The sequence below is a fragment of the Pseudomonas sp. NPDC087814 genome (assembly GCF_044742865.1).
GTDB lineage: Bacteria > Pseudomonadota > Gammaproteobacteria > Pseudomonadales > Pseudomonadaceae > Aquipseudomonas.
The window spans coordinates 115,954-132,077 of the sequence record NZ_JBIUVK010000013.1 but is presented as its reverse complement, the minus strand read 5'-3'; the positions used below and the strand labels follow the sequence as shown (position 1 = coordinate 132,077).

At 61.9% G+C, this 16,124-nt stretch carries 17 protein-coding genes; 7 read left to right on the top strand and 10 right to left on the bottom strand.

Features of this window, described 5'->3' with window-relative positions; translation table 11 throughout:
- Entirely contained in the window at positions 1-471 is a 471-nt protein-coding gene (locus tag ACIOMR_RS13240) for an Lrp/AsnC family transcriptional regulator (RefSeq protein WP_087693276.1), read from the bottom strand.
- Positions 472-598: 127 nt separating this feature from the next.
- Here ACIOMR_RS13240 and ACIOMR_RS13235 point away from each other — a divergent pair, with 127 nt between their 5' ends.
- The 7 genes from ACIOMR_RS13235 to ACIOMR_RS13205 all read left to right on the top strand — a co-directional run bounded on the left by ACIOMR_RS13235 (position 599) and on the right by ACIOMR_RS13205 (position 6,676).
- Complete coding sequence (locus ACIOMR_RS13235; protein WP_102604088.1) at positions 599-937, top strand: hypothetical protein; 339 nt, start codon at positions 599-601, stop codon at positions 935-937.
- Between the two features lie 84 nt (positions 938-1,021).
- Positions 1,022-2,725 carry a GspE/PulE family protein gene (locus ACIOMR_RS13230; protein ID WP_401194539.1) on the top strand — a complete coding sequence of 568 codons (1,704 nt, stop codon included), beginning with the start codon at positions 1,022-1,024 and terminating at the stop codon, positions 2,723-2,725.
- 56 nt (positions 2,726-2,781) lie between these two features.
- Positions 2,782-3,702: an SPFH domain-containing protein gene (locus ACIOMR_RS13225; protein ID WP_003213925.1), complete on the top strand. Its 921-nt coding sequence runs from the start codon at positions 2,782-2,784 to the stop codon at positions 3,700-3,702.
- A gap of 10 nt (positions 3,703-3,712) precedes the next feature.
- Positions 3,713-4,159 carry an NfeD family protein gene (locus ACIOMR_RS13220; RefSeq protein ID WP_008438897.1) on the top strand — a complete coding sequence of 149 codons (447 nt, stop codon included), beginning with the start codon at positions 3,713-3,715 and terminating at the stop codon, positions 4,157-4,159.
- A 69-nt stretch (positions 4,160-4,228) separates the two neighbouring features.
- On the top strand, positions 4,229-4,546 hold the full coding sequence (locus tag ACIOMR_RS13215) for a DUF2388 domain-containing protein (protein WP_008438896.1): 318 nt from the start codon (positions 4,229-4,231) through the stop codon (positions 4,544-4,546).
- A gap of 160 nt (positions 4,547-4,706) precedes the next feature.
- Positions 4,707-5,378: an outer membrane protein gene (locus ACIOMR_RS13210; RefSeq protein WP_087693280.1), complete on the top strand. Its 672-nt coding sequence runs from the start codon at positions 4,707-4,709 to the stop codon at positions 5,376-5,378.
- A 158-nt stretch (positions 5,379-5,536) separates the two neighbouring features.
- Positions 5,537-6,676 (top strand): DegT/DnrJ/EryC1/StrS aminotransferase family protein, encoded by a 1,140-nt coding sequence (locus tag ACIOMR_RS13205; RefSeq protein WP_102604086.1) that lies wholly within the window; start codon positions 5,537-5,539, stop codon positions 6,674-6,676.
- A gap of 42 nt (positions 6,677-6,718) precedes the next feature.
- Here the strand turns inward: ACIOMR_RS13205 and gcvH are convergent, their stop codons facing one another.
- From gcvH to ACIOMR_RS13160, 9 genes are all read right to left on the bottom strand, one after another.
- Positions 6,719-7,102, bottom strand: a complete 384-nt coding sequence (gene gcvH / locus ACIOMR_RS13200) for a glycine cleavage system protein GcvH (protein ID WP_087693282.1) — start codon at positions 7,100-7,102, stop codon at positions 6,719-6,721.
- Between the two features lie 51 nt (positions 7,103-7,153).
- Positions 7,154-8,236 (bottom strand): glycine cleavage system aminomethyltransferase GcvT, encoded by a 1,083-nt coding sequence (gene gcvT, locus ACIOMR_RS13195; RefSeq protein ID WP_003213938.1) that lies wholly within the window; start codon positions 8,234-8,236, stop codon positions 7,154-7,156.
- A gap of 156 nt (positions 8,237-8,392) precedes the next feature.
- Complete coding sequence (locus ACIOMR_RS13190) at positions 8,393-10,009, bottom strand: ABC transporter permease (protein ID WP_401194531.1); 1,617 nt, start codon at positions 10,007-10,009, stop codon at positions 8,393-8,395.
- A 116-nt stretch (positions 10,010-10,125) separates the two neighbouring features.
- Positions 10,126-11,130, bottom strand: a complete 1,005-nt coding sequence (locus tag ACIOMR_RS13185; protein WP_003213942.1) for an extracellular solute-binding protein — start codon at positions 11,128-11,130, stop codon at positions 10,126-10,128.
- Positions 11,131-11,225: 95 nt separating this feature from the next.
- Positions 11,226-12,443 (bottom strand): 2-octaprenyl-3-methyl-6-methoxy-1,4-benzoquinol hydroxylase, encoded by a 1,218-nt coding sequence (locus tag ACIOMR_RS13180; protein WP_219407232.1) that lies wholly within the window; start codon positions 12,441-12,443, stop codon positions 11,226-11,228.
- Between the two features lie 9 nt (positions 12,444-12,452).
- Complete coding sequence (locus ACIOMR_RS13175; protein WP_401194528.1) at positions 12,453-12,938, bottom strand: DUF4442 domain-containing protein; 486 nt, start codon at positions 12,936-12,938, stop codon at positions 12,453-12,455.
- A complete protein-coding gene (gene ubiH, locus ACIOMR_RS13170; protein ID WP_134327503.1) occupies positions 12,931-14,118 on the bottom strand; it encodes a 2-octaprenyl-6-methoxyphenyl hydroxylase in 1,188 nt (395 codons plus the stop codon). The genes ACIOMR_RS13175 and ubiH overlap by 8 nt, the downstream gene beginning before the upstream one ends.
- A complete protein-coding gene (gene pepP / locus ACIOMR_RS13165; protein ID WP_134327504.1) occupies positions 14,115-15,437 on the bottom strand; it encodes a Xaa-Pro aminopeptidase in 1,323 nt (440 codons plus the stop codon). Before pepP ends, ubiH begins: the two co-directional genes overlap by 4 nt.
- A 20-nt stretch (positions 15,438-15,457) precedes the next feature.
- The gene (locus ACIOMR_RS13160) at positions 15,458-16,015 is read right to left on the bottom strand and encodes a YecA family protein (RefSeq protein ID WP_003213952.1); all 558 of its coding nucleotides are present in this window, start codon (positions 16,013-16,015) and stop codon (positions 15,458-15,460) included.
- Between the last annotated feature and the right edge of the window lie 109 nt (positions 16,016-16,124).

The window sequence follows — 16,124 nt, the reverse complement described above, 5'->3', positions numbered from 1 at the left end:
TCAGCGCAACACCGGCAAACTCGTGGTGGACTTGATCTCCGACAAGGCCACTATCGAGTTGACCTCCTGAATCCCCGGCACCATCGACAACTTCTCAAAGAAAAACCGCTCATACGCCTCGATGTCCGACGTGACGATCCGCAGTAAAAAGTCCACCGCCCCCATCAGCACATAACATTCCAACACTTCCGGAAAACCGCGAATCGCCTCGGTGAATTCAGTGAAGTTGGAACGGCCGTGGGCGTTGAGTTTCACCTCGGCAAAAATCTGCGTATTAAGGCCGATTTTCTTGCGATCCAGCAGGGTGACCTGGCCGCGAATCACACCCTCCTCTTTCAGCCGCTGAATCCGGCGCCAGCACGGCGACTGCGACAGGCCGACCTGTTCGGCGATCTGCGCGCTGGAGAGCGAAGCGTCTTCCTGCAACAGCGCGAGAATGCGCCGGTCGTACACGTCCAATTCAGCGTGCATAGAAATACCCATTAATCATGATTTAAAGAATTACATGATTCTCTTATAAGCCAATACAGGCTGTTTTAGATAAGAAATCTCCCGCGACGAATGCAAAAATTTCTCCAGTCGAATCCGGAGAATCATCATGCACGTCGTCGAAGCCTCCCACCCCGCCCAACGCGTTGACGCCTGGGCCGTCAGCAATGCCCACTGCCAGGCGCACTATCAAATCCTCGCCGAGGCTGAACCCGACGTGTTGTGCCGGGTGCTCAACTATTTTGCCCTGCAGTTCCTGGTGCCACGTCAGGTGAGCGTGCAGCGTGAAGACGACCTGCTGGCGATCGATATCGTGATGGATGGCCTGAGCTGGCACCGGGCCCAGGTGATCGGCGAAAAACTTCGTAACCTGATCAGTGTGTGCTCGCTGGAGCTGCGCCCGGCAGATGCTGCGCGGCCTCTGGCGGTCCAGGCGGCAGCTCAGTAAATGCCTGCAATAAACTCCGGAGGCCGAAGCGCAAAGGGTGACTAGCCTGAGGACTACGCCTAATCGTTGCCCAGGAACGTCACCATGTCCGTTGCGCCAAATCCCCAGGATCGCTGGCTGGAAATCCATCAGTTGTTGCCTGCCCTGATCGACCAGGGCCTGGTGCCCGCCGACCTGGCCCTACCGGCGAACAGTGGGCTGCATCCCCTGGAATGCATTGCCAGCCAGGGGCCGTCTCTGGAAATGCTGACCGAATGGCTCGCCCGCCACTGCGGCCAGCCCTACCTGCGTATCGACCCGTTGAAAATCGACGTCGCGGCGGTGGTGCCGCTGATGTCCTATGCCTTTGCCCAGCGCCACAAGATCCTGGCCGTTGCGGTCGACGCCCACAGCGTTACCGTCGCCAGTGCCCAGCCTTACGTGTGCAGTTGGGAAGCCGGCCTGGCTCAGGTGTTGAAGCGCTCCATCAAGCGGGTGCTGGCCAATCCCCAGGAGATCCAGCGCTGCACCGTGGAGTTTTACCGACTGGCGAAATCGGTCAGCGGCGCCATTGATCAAAAAACCTCCGGCGCGCCGAATATCGAACAACTGCTCAATCTCGGCGCCAGCGACCAGGAGCCCGACGCCAACGACGCGCACATCGTCAACATCGTCGACTGGCTGTTGCAGTACGCCTTTGGCCAGCGGGCCAGTGATATCCATATCGAACCCGGACGCGATCAGGGGCGCGTGCGTTTTCGCATCGACGGGCTGCTGCATGACGTCTATCAATTCCCATCCCAGGTGACGATGGCGGTGGTCAGCCGCCTGAAAAGCCTGGGCCGGATGAACGTGGCGGAAAAACGCAAACCCCAGGACGGCCGGGTGAAGACCAAAAGCCCCACGGGCGGGGAAGTGGAACTGCGCCTGTCGACCTTGCCCATAGCCTTCGGCGAAAAGCTGGTGATGCGAATTTTTGACCCGCAGGTGCTGCACAAGGATTTCCAGCAACTGGGACTTTCCAGCGACGACCTGCAACGCTGGCAATCCATGACCGGCCAGGCCAACGGCATCATCCTGGTCACCGGCCCTACCGGTTCCGGCAAGACCAGCACGCTGTACACCACGCTCAAGCAACTGGCCACTCGCGAGGTCAACCTGTGCACCGTCGAAGACCCGATCGAGATGGTGGAGCCGGCCTTCAACCAGATGCAGGTGCAGCACAACATCGACCTGACCTTCGCCAGCGGCATCCGCGCGCTGATGCGCCAGGACCCGGACATCATCATGATCGGCGAGATTCGCGACCTGGAAACCGCAGGAATGGCGATCCAGGCCGCCCTGACCGGGCATCTGGTGCTGTCGACGTTGCACACCAACGATGCGCCCGGCGCCATCAGCCGCTTGCTGGAACTGGGCATTCCCCATTACCTGATCAATGCCACGCTGCTGGGGGTGATGGCCCAGCGCCTGGTCAGGCTGTTGTGCCCGCACTGCAAGCGGCAAGCCGGGCAGGTCCATCAGGCAGTGGGTTGCGGCGAGTGCCGGGAAAGTGGCTATCGGGGTCGAGCCGGGGTCTACGAGATCATGCTGATGAACGATCGCCTCAAGGCCCTGGTCAGCCCGGGCACCGACCTCCAGGCCCTGCGTCTGGCGGCCCTTGACCAGGGAATGTGCAGCTTGCGGTCCGCCGGTATGCGCAAGGTAATGGCAGGACTGACAACACTTGAAGAGGTACTGCGAGTGACGCCTGGGGATTCAGAAACAAATCCTTTGATCGATGGCGCGGTAATCCGTCCTTATCCGTGACAACACCGTTACAATCGGAAAAACCTCGCTTCACCGTCACCAGACAAGGAATCGTTATGCAGATCGGAACCGTACTGCTTCTTTTTGTAGGCTTGGCCGTCGCCATCCTTTTCATGGGTTTCAAGGTGGTCCCGCAGGGTTACCAGTGGACAGTCGAGCGCTTCGGCCGCTACACCAACACCCTCAAGCCCGGCCTGAACATCATCATTCCGGTCATGGACCGCATCGGTCGCAAGATCAACGTGATGGAAAGCGTGCTGGATATCCCACCCCAGGAAGTCATCACCGCTGACAACGCCACGGTGCAGATCGACGCCGTGTGCTTCTTCCAGGTGGTCAATACCGCCCAGGCTGCCTACGAGGTGAACAACCTCGAACACGCCATCCGCAACCTGTTGCAAACCAACATCCGTACCGTGCTCGGCTCCATGGAGCTGGATGCGATGCTCAGCCAGCGTGACGGCATCAACGAAAAACTGCTGCGCACCGTCGACGAAGCCACCGCACCGTGGGGCATCAAGATCACCCGGATCGAGATCAAGGACATCAGCCCGCCTGCCGACCTGATGGCCGCCATGTCCGGCCAGATGAAGGCCGAGCGGATCAAGCGTGCGCAGATCCTCGAGGCCGAAGGCCTGCGAGCCTCCGCGATCCTGACCGCCGAAGGCAAGAAGCAGGCGCAGATCCTGGAGGCCGAAGGTGGTCGTCAGGCCGCCTTCCTGGAATCCGAAGCCCGCGAACGTCAGGCCGAGGCCGAAGCCCGCGCCACTCAAGTGGTATCGGAAGCCATCGCCACCGGTAACGTGCAGGCCATCAACTACTTCGTCGCCCAGAAATACATCGACGCACTGGGCAAGCTGGCCTCGGCCAACAACAGCAAGGTGATCCTGATGCCGCTGGAAGCCAGCCAGGTGATTGGCGCAGTCGGCGGCATCGGCGAAATCGTCAAGGCAACCTTCGACAACAAGAAAGCCTGAGGCACGCACCATGTGGGAATTCCTGCAGCACCTGTCGTTTTGGGACTGGCTGGCACTGGGCACGGTGCTGTTGATCCTTGAAGTGTTCGGTGCCGGTGGTTATCTGCTGTGGATGGGCATCGCCGCGGCAGCCGTGGGCGTGATCAAGTTCCTGGTGCCGAGCCTGGGGCTGGAGTGGCAACTGCTGCTGTTCGCCGTGTTGTCGATCCTCACGGCGGTGTACTGGTGGCGACGCCAGCGCAGCAGCGCCAAGGTCAGCGACCAGCCGGGGCTGAACATGCGCGGCTCCGAGTTGATCGGTCGCACCTTTGTGGTGCATCAGGCCATCGTCGAGGGCCGTGGCAAGATCAAGGTGGGTGACGGTGTGTGGATGGCATCCGGGCCGGACGCGCCGGCTGGGGCACACGTACGTGTCATTGGTCAGGAAGGCGTGATTTTGCAGGTTGAAACTGTTTAGTCATCCATGGAACTCGGCTGGGCTATCTACAATCAAACTGTTCAGATAACCCAGTCGGAGTCACCCATCATGCGTCTAAAATATGCTGTCGCAACCCTCGCTGTGCTTTCCCTTCCTGTCGGTTCAGCCATGGCCGACAGCTTCTGGCGTAATGTCATCTCATCGGGTGCCACGACCGGCTCGACGTACCTGACCTTCAAGGACCACAAAATGGTAGTCGCCGCCCAGGACGACGCCGGTAGCTTCGTCGCCAGTGACGGCAACATCCGTGGCCCATACCTGGAAGCTGCGATGCAGAAAGTCCGCGCCGATAACCCTGGCCTCAAGGCCACGGATATGGACCTGGCGAACGCAATCCTGGCAAAAAACGCCATTGCTTCCGAGTAATACCGCCGCATAAAAAATGCCGTTCCTCGAGAGCGGCATTTTTTTGCCCTGATTTCCTACGCCAGACGCTGGCGATTCCGCATCTGAACAGGAAAAGTCCTGTCGAGTTGCAGGCGCACCCGGCAACAAGCTATCGATTCCCTTCAGACTGAGTGAATCGATGACCATGCAAAAACTCTCCTACGCCCTGCTGCTCGCCGCGGTTGCCACGCCTTATGCCCAGGCAGAAAGCTGGTACGGGTCGGCAAAGCTCAACAGCGCCCGGCAGAATCTCTCAAGCTCACTGCTGACCAGCCCACGCGTAACCCACCGGGTAGAAGCCCCCGACAGCAGCAAGACGTTCACCGGCTCATTCGCCGTGGGCTATGCCTTTGCCGATGGCTGGCGCCTGGAGGGGGAATACACGATGCCCAGCCACTCGACCTTCAAATCCCATTGGGCACCGTTCAATGCCAACGTCAACAGCCTGCGCACCGACAGCCAGCGCCTGATGCTCAACGGTTATAAAAACATCCCGATGAATGAATGGCTGTCGTTCTACGGTATGGCGGGAGTCGGCGTGGCCCAGGTTGACGCCGAGGGTTACCAGACCAACGACACCCGCCGTTTCGCCAGCAATCGCCAATACAACTTCGCCTACAGCGTTGGCCTGGGGCTGGATGCCAAGGTCAGCGAAACCCTGACCCTGGGTACCGGCTGGCGTTACGTGGACATGGGCGGGATCGAGACCGGCTACAACACGTTCGCCAATCGGATAAACGCCCGGGACGAACAGCTCAAAGGCAAGCTCAAAGAGCAGAACGTGTTTCTTGAGGCACGCGTTGCCTTCTGACACCGATGCTGAAATGCCGCTCCCGAGGCGGCATTTTTTGTTTCAGGCGGGACGATTCATTCACAGACGACAGGCTATATTCAGTCGAGCCGTGCAACCATGCCCGGCATTGATATGCTTTTTTCTCATCGCCTTCTGAAACGGATGCCTTCAACGTCATGAGCCAACTGCCCTTTCTGCCGTTCTCCAAGCCCACCATTGATGAAGCCACCATCTCGGCGGTAGGCGACGTACTGCGCTCCGGCTGGATCACCAGCGGGCCGAAAGTGCAGGCGTTCGAGGCGCAGTTGTCGGAATATTTTGGGGGGCGCCCGGTGCGTACCTTCAACTCGGGCACCTGCACCATGGAGATTGCCTTGCGCATCGCCGGTATCGGGCCTGGTGACGAAGTCATCACCACCCCGATTTCGTGGGTAGCCACGGCCAACGTGATTCTGGAAGTCGGTGCCACGCCGGTGTTCGCCGACATCGACCCGGTGACCCGCAATATCGACCTGGCCCAGGTGGAAGCCGCGATCACACCGCGCACCAAGGCAATCATCCCGGTATACCTGGCGGGCCTGCCGTTGGACATGCCATTGCTCTACGCGCTGGCCAACAAGTACAACCTGCGCATCGTCGAAGATGCAGCCCAGGCCCTGGGTTCCAGCTGGGATGGCCAACGCATTGGCGCTACCGGCGATTTCGTATCGTTCAGCTTCCAGGCGAACAAGAACATCACCTCGTCCGAAGGCGGCTGCCTGGTATTGAACAACGCTGAAGAAGCGCGCCTGGCGGAAAAATATCGCCTGCAGGGCGTGACCCGCACCGGCTTCGATGGCCTGGACGTGGATGTGTTGGGCGGCAAGTTCAACATGACCGACATCGCAGCCGCCATCGGCCTGGGCCAGTTTGCCCATATCGAGAAGATCACTGCCCACCGCCAGGAACTGGCGCGTCACTATTTCGAATGCTTCGGCAGTGATTTTGAAGCGCAGTACGGTGCGCAATTGCCACCGGCAGACTTCGAAAACAGCAACTGGCACCTGTTCCAGCTGGTACTGCCAGAGCGCCAGGACGGCCTGCCCGCACGCGCCACGTTCATGGAGCAGATGCAGGCCCATGGCGTCGGCATTGGCTATCACTACCCACCGATCCACCTGCTGAGCTTGTACAAGGCACAGGGATTCAAGGAAGGCATGTTCCCGGTAGCGGAAAAAGTGGGGCGTTTGATTGTGTCGTTGCCGATGTTCACGGCGATGACGAAAGCGGACGTAGAGCGTTCGGTAGCGGCGGTAAAAGCGGTGTTGAAGCGCTGACAAAACCTTTGCGGGAGCCGGTTGCCGGCTCCCGCAGCGGGATCACTCGCCGATGGCAGCCTTGTAGCCGGCAGCGTCCAGCAATTTTTTCAGTTCATCCGGGTTGCTTGGCTTGAGCTTGAAGATCCAGGCGCCGTAAGGGTCGGAGTTCAACAGCTCTGGCTCACCGCTCAAGGCGTCGTTCACCGCGATCACTTCGCCAGCAATTGGCGAGTAGATATCCGAAGCGGCCTTCACCGATTCAACCACGCCGGCCTGGTCAGCCGCCTTGAACACGTTGCCGACTTCGGTCAACTCAACGAACACTACATCCCCCAATGCTTCCTGGGCATGGTCCGAGATCCCGACGGTCACGGTGCCGTCAGCTTCCAGACGGGCCCATTCGTGACTTTCGGCAAAACGCAGGTCGGCAGGGATATCGCTCATAGTCTGTGTCCTCAAGGAAAAATGTCAGCGGCCATTGGCCCGCCGGAAAAGTTAGATCAATGTTTTGCCATGGCGCACGAACGTCGGTTTGACCACCCGAACCGGGTACCACTTGCCGCGGATTTCCACCTCGGCCCGGTCAGCAGTCGCCGACGGCACACGCGCCAGGGCAATGGATTTGCTTAGCGTAGGAGAGAAACTACCACTGGTGATCTCTCCTTCGCCAACATTGGCGATACGAACCACCTGGTGAGCGCGTAAAACCCCGCGCTCTTCCAGCACCAGGCCGACCAGCTTGGACTTCACACCCGCAGCCTTTTCGGCTTCCAGGGCGGCGCGGCCGATGAAATCCCGCTCGGCCGGCTCCCAGGCGATGCTCCAGGCCATGTTGGCTGCCAGGGGCGAGACGTCCTGGTGAATATCCTGACCGTAAAGGTTCATGCCGGCCTCGAGGCGCAGCGTGTCGCGGGCGCCGAGGCCGATGGGCGAAATGCCTGCGCCTACCAGGTCGTTGAAGAACGCCGGGGCCTGATCGGCCGGCAGGACAATTTCAAGACCGTCTTCGCCGGTGTAACCGGTGCGCGCGATAAACCAGTCGCCGTCAGCCAGGCCTTCAAAGGGCTTGAGCTGATGGATCAGGGTGGCGCGGGACTGGGTCACCAGTTCAGCGATCTTTTGCCGGGCATGGGGGCCTTGAATGGCGAGCATGGCCAATTCGGGCCGCTCGCGGAGCTGGGCCTGATAGCTGCCGAGCCGAGCCTGCATCCAGGCCATGTCCTGGTCACGGGTGGCAGCGTTGACCACCAGCCGGTAACCGCCCTCGGTACGGTAGACGATCATGTCGTCCACCACGCCGCCCTGCTCGTTGAGCATGGCGCTGTATAACGCGCGGCCGCAGCCGTGCAATCGGTCAACATCATTGGCCAGCAAATGCTGGAGCCATTCCTTGGCCTGGGGGCCTGTGATATCGATCACGGTCATATGGGATACATCGAACACCCCGCAGTCGCGTCGCACCTGATGGTGCTCCTCAACCTGCGAGCCGTAGTGCAAAGGCATATCCCAACCGCCAAAATCGACCATTTTCGCGCCAAGGGCGAGATGCAGGTCATACAGAGGCGTGCGCTGTCCCATGGGTTTCTCCTTCCGGGCGTGGCGAAGGTGCGGACGGTCGCCGTTCGGGCCGCACGCCTTGAAATACAAGGCCTGTAGCCGCGTTCAGCAACCCGATCTGAAAGATCGACCGCACCGAATGCCGCGCATTGTAGCCTCAAGCCGTAGGACTGGCACCTAACCGATTCGTCGCGCCGAACGTCGGATCAACCCGATGACCGGTAACAGCCCCACCAATACCAGGGTCAGGGCCGGCAGCGAAGCCCGCGCCCACTCCCCTTCGCTGGTCATCTCGAAAATCCGCACCGCCAGCGTGTCCCAGCCGAACGGGCGCATCAGCAGGGTCGCCGGCATTTCCTTGAGCACATCGACAAACACCAGCAGCGCCGCGCTCAGGGTGCCCGGCAGCAAAAGTGGCAGATACACTTTGCAAAACAGTCGCGGCCCGCTGACCCCAAGACTGCGGGCGGCTTCCGGCAAGGACGGACGGATTCGCGCCAGGCTGTTTTCCAGCGGCCCGTAGGCCACCGCAATGAAGCGCACCAGATACGCCAGCAGCAAGGCCGACAAACTGCCCAGTAACAGCGGTTTGCCGGCGCCCCCCAGCCAGCCGGAGACCGGGATCACCAGTTCACGATCCAGGTAGCTGAACGCCAGCATGATCGACACCGCCAGTACCGAGCCGGGCAGCGCGTAACCTACGTTGGCCAGGCTGATGCCGGAGTGGATGGCCCGGGTGGGCGCCAGGCGATGGGCGAACGCCAGCACCAGGGCCACGCTGACGGTGATCAGGGCAGCCATACCGCCCAGGTACAGGGTATGGACGATCAAACCGGCGTAGCGCTCGTCCAGGTCGAAACGGCCACGCTGCCAGAACCAGGCCACCAGTTGCAGCATCGGGATCACGAACGCGCAGGCGAACACCAATCCGCACCAACCACTGGCCGCCGCCGCCTTGAACCCGCGCAGATGGTAAAGCGCCTTGCCGCGAGGTCGCTCGTTGCTCGGCCGGCTGGCGCCCCGGGCGCGGCGCTCGCCGTACAGCACCAGCATCACCACCAACAGCAACAGGCTGGCCAGTTGCGCGGCACTGGAGAGGCTGAAAAAGCCGTACCAGGTCTTGTAGATGGCGGTGGTAAAGGTGTCGAAGTTGAACACCGAGACGGCACCGAAATCCGCCAGGGTTTCCATCAGCGCGAGGGCCACGCCCGCACCGATGGCGGGACGCGCCATGGGCAGGGCCACCCGCCAGAACGCTTGCCACGGCGACTGCCCCAAGACACGCGCCGCTTCCATCAGGCCTTTGCCCTGGGCGAGGAACGCGGTGCGTGCCAGCAGATAAACATAGGGGTAGAACACCAGCACCAGCACGATGATCACACCGCTGGTCGAGCGCACACGCGGCAGGCGCAAGCCTGTACCAAACCATTCGCGCAGCAGGGTTTGCACCGGGCCGGAGAAGTCCAGCAGGCCGACGAAGACGAAGGCGAGCACATAGGCGGGAATCGCGAAGGGCAGCATCAACGCCCAGTCCAGCCAGCGCCGGCCCGGGAATTCGCAGAGGCTGGTCAGCCAGGCCAGGCTGACGCCCAGCAGCGTGACGCCCACACCGACGCCCAGCACCAGGGTCAAGGTGTTGCCCAGCAGACGTGGCATCTGGGTTTCCCACAGGTGGGACCAGATCTGGTGGTCGATGGTCTGCCACGACAGCAACAGCACGCTCAACGGCAGCAGCACCAGGGCGGCGACGGTGAAGACCGGCAGGTACCAGCGGCGTTGGGCGGGATGGGCCAAAGGTTAATTCTCAGAGAATGAATAGCTTGAAGCCAGCGCTAACCAATGTGGGAGCGGGCCCGCTCCCACACAAACCCGCCCCCACATTTAGATCGGCGGCGCCTTGCAAATTGTATCTAGTTCCAGCCAGCGCGATCCATCAAGCGAATAGCCTCAGCCTGACGCTTGCCCGCCACTTCCACCGGCAATGTGTCAGCTACAAACTTGCCCCAGGTCGCCACCTCCGCCGACGGCGGCACCGCCGGGTTGGCCGGGAACTCCTGGTTCACATCCGCAAAGATCTTCTGCGCTTCCGGCGTGGTCATCCACTCCACCAGCGCCTTGGCTGCTTCCGGGTGCGGTGCGTGCTTGGTCAGGCCGATGCCCGACAGGTTGACGTGCACCCCGCGGTCGCCCTGGTTCGGCCAGAACAACTTCACCGCCAGGTCCGGCTTCTGCTTGTGCAGGCGGCCGTAGTAGTAGGTGTTCACGATGCCCACGTCACACTGCCCGGCGTTGATCGCTTCCAGCACGGCAATGTCATCGGAGAACACGTCGGTGGACAGGTTGTTGACCCAGCCCTTGACGATTTCTTCGGTCTTGGCCGCGCCGTGGGTTTCGATCAGGGTGGCGGTCAGCGACTGGTTGTAGACCTTCTTCGCGGTGCGCAGGCACAGGCGGCCTTCCCACTGTTTGTCGGCCAGGGCTTCGTAGGTGGTCAGGTCGCCCGGTTTCACGCGATCGGTGGAGTAGGCGATGGTCCGCGCTCGCAGGCTCAGGCCGGTCCAGGCATGGGCCGAAGAACGGTATTGAAGGGGAATATTCTTGTCGATCACCGCAGAGGTGAACGGCTGCAGGATGCCCATCTGCTCGGCCTGCCAGAGGTTGCCGGCGTCGACGGTGAGCAGCAGGTCGGCGGTGGCGTTTTCACCTTCGGCCTTGATGCGCTGCATCAGCGGCGCTTCCTTGTCGGTGATGAACTTCACCTGCACGCCGGTCTTCCTGGTGTAGGCGTCGAACACCGGCTTGATCAGTTCGTCGATGCGCGAGGAGTAGACCACGACCTCATCGGCCGCCTGCACGGTGGTGCTGCCGATAAGAGTGAGTGCCAGGGCAGTCAGGAGGCGCTTGGGTGCCAGCATGGGTGCGGTCTCTCATTTGCAAAAAGAGCGCAAATGATAAGGACTCACATTTGGTAACGCTCAACGGAGCCGTTACCAGATGTTGCACAGCACCCTCAGGCCTTGGCCAGCTCCGGCAAATCCCCGGTCAAACCCAATGCCTGACGCACAAACAACGCCTTGGCCTCCGGCATCTGCTCAACCACCTTCAGCCCTGCATTACGCAGCCAGCGCAACGGCAGTTGATCGGCCTGGAACAACCGCTCAAAGCCTTCCATCGCCGCCATCAGCGCCAGGTTGTGCGGCATGCGCCGACGCTCGTAACGGCTGAGCACCTTCACATCCGCCAGGCGCTCGCCGCGCTCGTTGGCCGCCAGCAGGACCTCGGCGAGCACCGCCGCATCGAGGAAGCCCAGGTTCACCCCCTGCCCCGCCAGCGGATGAATGACGTGGGCCGCGTCGCCAATCAATGCCAGGCCTTCGGCCACGTAACGTTTGGCGTGGCGCTGACGCAACGGCACGCACAGCCGTAGATCGGCGCTTATCACGCTGCCCAGGCGGCCTTCGAAGGCATTTTCCAGTTCACGGCAGAAGCTTTCATCGTCCAGCGCCATCAAGCGCTCGGACTCACTCGGGGTGGTCGACCAGACGATCGAACACCAGTCTTCCTGCCCGTCCCGCACCAGCGGCAGGAATGCCAGCGGGCCATTGTCGGTAAAACGCTGCCAGGCCGTCTTTTGATGCACCTGGCTGCTGCGCACACTGGTGACGATGGCGTTGTGCAAATAATCCCACTCACGGGTAGCGGTGCCGGTCAGGCGACGTACTGCCGAGTTGGCACCGTCCGCCGCGACCACCAGTGGCGCGCGCAAGGTGCGGCCATCGGCGAGGGTCAGCAGCCAGTCATCGCCGGAGCGGCGCATCTGTTCCAGGCGCGCATTGGCCAGCAGGCCGAGGTCGCAGTCGTGCAGGCGGTCGAGCAAGGCGTCCTGGACCACACGGTTTTCGACGATATGCCCCAGCACCTCAGCATGCACGCTGGCCGCCGAGAAGTGGATCTGCCCGGTGCCGCTGCCGTCCCACACCTGCATCTCGCCGTACGGGCTGGCACGTCGCTCGACAATCCCGTCCCACACGCCAAGGCGCTCGAGGATGCGCTGGCTGGCGGCCGACAAGGCGCTCACCCGCGGTTCGAACGCAGCATGAGGGTCGAACGGCTTGACACTCAGGGGGCTGCCGTCGAGCAGCAGCACCTGCAGGCCACTGCCCTGCAACGCCAGCGCCAGGGCGCTTCCGACCATTCCGGCCCCGACAATCAGCACATCTGCGCGCATGCCCATGCTTTAAGCCTGTCTCGATTGCAGCTTGCGCCGCACGTAAAGGGTTTTGTCGACCCGCGCCACCAGGGTGCCGGAGCCGTCATGAATCTGTACCTTGAGCTGCGGTAAATACTTGTCGCCGCTGGCGGTGTGCTGGCGAATCTCGTCCAGCAACGCATGGTCGATGGAAAATTCGGCGAACACCGGGCCTTTGCCCGGCGAGATAAAGTCGATAGCGGCAGCCTTGTCCCAGACAATGTAGTCGCGGCCCAGGTTCTCCATCAGCATCAGCATGTAGAACGGGTCGACCATCGAATACAGGCTGCCGCCAAACTGCGTGCCGACGTAGTTGCGGTTGTACCAGCCCAGGCCCATGCGCACCTTGACCTCGCGGAAATCGCTGCCGATGTGCAACACCCGAACTCCGGCCCCGAGGTACGGCGGGTACAGAGTCATGATCCAGCGCAACAGCCGCGCCTTGCCCAGGCGTCGGGTCAGCCACTCACGCATCGGGACGGGTGCCCAGGCCCATGGCCTGGCGCGCGAACCAGCGCTTGGCCGGCGGCAGCAAGTCGAGGCCCAGCAAGCCCATGTTGCGGCCCAGCGCGACCAACGGTTGCGCACTGCCAAACAGGCGGGTGACCTGATCGGAGAAGCCGACGGTGAGTTTCTGGTCCATGCGCTGACGCTCGCGGTACGCCTGCAGTGTCGCCAGGTCGCCCGGAATCGCCGGCCCGGCCAGCAGCGCCTCGGCCAACGCGTAGGCATCCCGCAGGGACAGGTTGAAGCCCTGACCGGCAATCGGGTGCAGGCTGTGGGCGGCATTGCCAAGTACGGCCAGATGAGAGCGCACTTGTTCTTCCGCTTCCACGAGCGTCAGCGGGTACAGGTGGCGCGCACCGACTTGTTTGAGGGTGCCCAGGCGGTAGCCGAACACGCCCTGCAGTTCACTCAGGAAGCTGCGTTCGTCCAGATCGGCCAGGCGCTTGGCGTCCATGCCGACGCGGGTCCAGACCAGCGCGCAGCGGTTGTCCGGCAACGGCAGCAAGGCCATCGGGCCTTCGTCGGTGAACCGCTCGAACGCCTCGCCGTTGTGGGCCTCGCTTGGGGTGATGTTGGCGATCAGGGCGCTCTGGTTGTACGGCCGCTTTTTAACGCCGATGCCCAGTTGCTCGCGCAAACCTGAGCGACCGCCATCGGCCAGCACCGCGAGGTCGCACTCCAGCACGGTTTCGTCATTGAGGGTCAGGCGGTAGCCATCGGCAAGCGGCTCCATGCGCGTAACTTCCGCCGGGCAACGCCAACTGACCACGTCCTTGTCCAGCCCTTGCCACAGGCATTGGCCCAGCCAGGCGTTTTCCACCACATAGCCAAGCGCCGGCACACCCTCTTCCATGGCGGACAGGCGCGCGGTAGAGAAGCGGCCACGGTCCGACACATGAATCTGTTTGATCGGCTCGGCGCGGCGAGAGATTTCCTGCCACACGCCCAACCGTTGATAGATCTGCCGCGCGCCAAAGGACAGCGCTGAAGAACGCGCGTCATAGCTCGGCTGGTAGCTGTCGCCGGGGGCAAACGGCTCGATCAGCACGATCTTCCAGCCCCGGGCCTTGGCCCCGGCCTGCAAGGCCAATGCGAGGCTGGCACCCACCAGGCCGCCGCCGATAATCGCCAGGTTGACCCGGCTCATCGGGCGCTCGCCATCAATGCTTCGATCTCGGCGACGGACTTGGGCACGCCACCGGTCAGAATTTCACAGCCTTGCTTGGTCACCACCACGTCGTCCTCGATGCGTACGCCAATGCCACGCCATTTCTTCGCCACGTTCTGGTTGTCCGGCGAGATGTAAATCCCCGGCTCCACGGTCAGTGCCATGCCGACTTCCAGCACCCGCCACTCTCCGCCGACCTTGTATTCGCCGACATCGTGCACATCCATCCCCAGCCAGTGGCCGGCGCGGTGCATGTAGAAGGCTTTATAGGCTTCACTGGCGATCAGTTCGTCGACATCACCCTGCAACAATCCCAGCTTCACCAGCCCGGCAGTGATCACTTGCACCGTCGCCTCGTGGGCCTGGTTCCAATGCTTGTTCGGGGCGATTTCGGCAAAGGCGGCTTCCTGGGAAGCCAGCACGATTTCATAAATCGCCTTCTGCTCGGCGGAAAACTTGCCGCTCACCGGCCAGGTGCGGGTGATGTCGCTGGCGTAGCAGTCGATCTCGCAGCCGGCGTCGATCAGCACCAGGTCGCCGTCCTTGAGCAGCGCGTCATTCTGCTGGTAATGCAGGATGCAGCTGTTGCGCCCCGAGGCGACGATGGAACCATAGGCCGGCATCTTCGCCCCGCCCTTGCGAAACTCGTAGTCGAGCTCCGCTTCCAGGCTGAACTCATGCAACCCGGCGCGGCTGGCCTGCATCGCCCGTACATGGGCCGCGCAGGAAATCCGTGCCGCCTCGCGCATCACCTTCACCTCTGCCGCCGATTTATACAGGCGCATGTCGTGAAGCAGATGATCCAGGGCAACAAATTCGTTCGGTGGCTGGGCGCCGAGGTGCGCTTTGGAGCGGATCACGTTGATCCACTCCATCAGGTGCCGGTCGAATTCGGCATTGCTGCCCATGGCCGAATACACTCGGTCACGGCCTTCGATCAGGCCGGGCAGGATGTCGTCGATATCGGTAATCGGGAAGGCGTCATCGGCGCCAAAATCGCGGATCGCGCCTTCGGTGCCGGCCCGCAGGCCGTCCCACAGTTCGCGCTCGGCGTTGCGTTCGCGGCAGAACAGCACGTACTCGCCGTGTTGGCGGCCAGGCATCAGCACGATCACCGCTTCCGGTTCCGGGAAGCCGCTCAGGTACTGGAAGTCGCTGTCCTGGCGGTAGACGTGCTCGACGTCACGGTTGCGGATGGCTACCGCGGCCGCCGGCAGGATGGCGATGCTGTTGGGTTCCATCTGCGCCATGAGCGCCTTGCGGCGCCGGGTGTATTCCGCTTTGGGGATATGGATCATGGGCAGATGGGCTTCCTTTCTTAGTGCAGCGACGGCTTGGGTGCAGCGGGCTCAGCCGATTTACGGGTCTCGGTGAACAGCAGCAGCGGCGCGACGCGCAGGTATTCCATGACTTCCATGTAGTCGCTTTCGCCGTCTTCGGACTCTTCCAGGGCGTCTTGCACCTGAGAGATGGCGGCCAGGTCCTGCAGCACTTCCTGGGCATCGGTGCTCAGGTCGAGGCCGCCGGCGTTCACGCCGAAACCGTGGAGGAAGCCTTGGCACCATTGGCCCAACGCGGCGGCGCGCTCGGTGAGCGGCGCGTCATCGGTAGGCAGCAGCAGGACGACGGTGACGTCATCACCGGTCAGCTCGCCTTTAACCATCTCTTGCAGGCCGATGAGCGCATTGCGCACGTTTTCGGTAGGCTCGGTTTCCAGCAGCTCGGCGACGTCGGCCAGCCAGTTGTCGGCATCAAAGCCGACACCGGTGCAGCTGCGGCCCAGCAGCACGCCGTGCAGTTCGGCAGGCGAGCAAGGATGACCGCTGGAACTCAGCAGTTTGGAAAAAGCATCGTACGGGGAGTTCTGAATGGGCATGGTGAGCTAGGCGCCAGACGGCGCAATGTCTAGAATGAAGCGCTGTATCCTAGCATCGGCAGACGTACCAAGACTATCGAGGGCGTCAGATCGTTTATCCAGCAGTTGC

Coding starts and splice junctions, on each gene's coding strand:
- ACIOMR_RS13215 (WP_008438896.1), top strand. CDS start 4,229: ATGCGTCTAAAATATGCTGTCGCAACCCTCGCTGTGCTTTCCCTTCCT.
- ACIOMR_RS13220 (WP_008438897.1), top strand. CDS start 3,713: ATGTGGGAATTCCTGCAGCACCTGTCGTTTTGGGACTGGCTGGCACTG.
- ACIOMR_RS13230 (WP_401194539.1), top strand. CDS start 1,022: ATGTCCGTTGCGCCAAATCCCCAGGATCGCTGGCTGGAAATCCATCAG.
- ACIOMR_RS13205 (WP_102604086.1), top strand. CDS start 5,537: ATGAGCCAACTGCCCTTTCTGCCGTTCTCCAAGCCCACCATTGATGAA.
- ACIOMR_RS13225 (WP_003213925.1), top strand. CDS start 2,782: ATGCAGATCGGAACCGTACTGCTTCTTTTTGTAGGCTTGGCCGTCGCC.
- ACIOMR_RS13240 (WP_087693276.1), bottom strand. CDS start 471: ATGCACGCTGAATTGGACGTGTACGACCGGCGCATTCTCGCGCTGTTG.
- gcvH (WP_087693282.1), bottom strand. CDS start 7,102: ATGAGCGATATCCCTGCCGACCTGCGTTTTGCCGAAAGTCACGAATGG.
- ACIOMR_RS13175 (WP_401194528.1), bottom strand. CDS start 12,938: ATGCGTGAGTGGCTGACCCGACGCCTGGGCAAGGCGCGGCTGTTGCGC.
- ubiH (WP_134327503.1), bottom strand. CDS start 14,118: ATGAGCCGGGTCAACCTGGCGATTATCGGCGGCGGCCTGGTGGGTGCC.
- pepP (WP_134327504.1), bottom strand. CDS start 15,437: ATGATCCATATCCCCAAAGCGGAATACACCCGGCGCCGCAAGGCGCTC.
- ACIOMR_RS13180 (WP_219407232.1), bottom strand. CDS start 12,443: ATGCGCGCAGATGTGCTGATTGTCGGGGCCGGAATGGTCGGAAGCGCC.
- ACIOMR_RS13235 (WP_102604088.1), top strand. CDS start 599: ATGCACGTCGTCGAAGCCTCCCACCCCGCCCAACGCGTTGACGCCTGG.
- gcvT (WP_003213938.1), bottom strand. CDS start 8,236: ATGGGACAGCGCACGCCTCTGTATGACCTGCATCTCGCCCTTGGCGCG.
- ACIOMR_RS13210 (WP_087693280.1), top strand. CDS start 4,707: ATGACCATGCAAAAACTCTCCTACGCCCTGCTGCTCGCCGCGGTTGCC.
- ACIOMR_RS13160 (WP_003213952.1), bottom strand. CDS start 16,015: ATGCCCATTCAGAACTCCCCGTACGATGCTTTTTCCAAACTGCTGAGT.
- ACIOMR_RS13185 (WP_003213942.1), bottom strand. CDS start 11,130: ATGCTGGCACCCAAGCGCCTCCTGACTGCCCTGGCACTCACTCTTATC.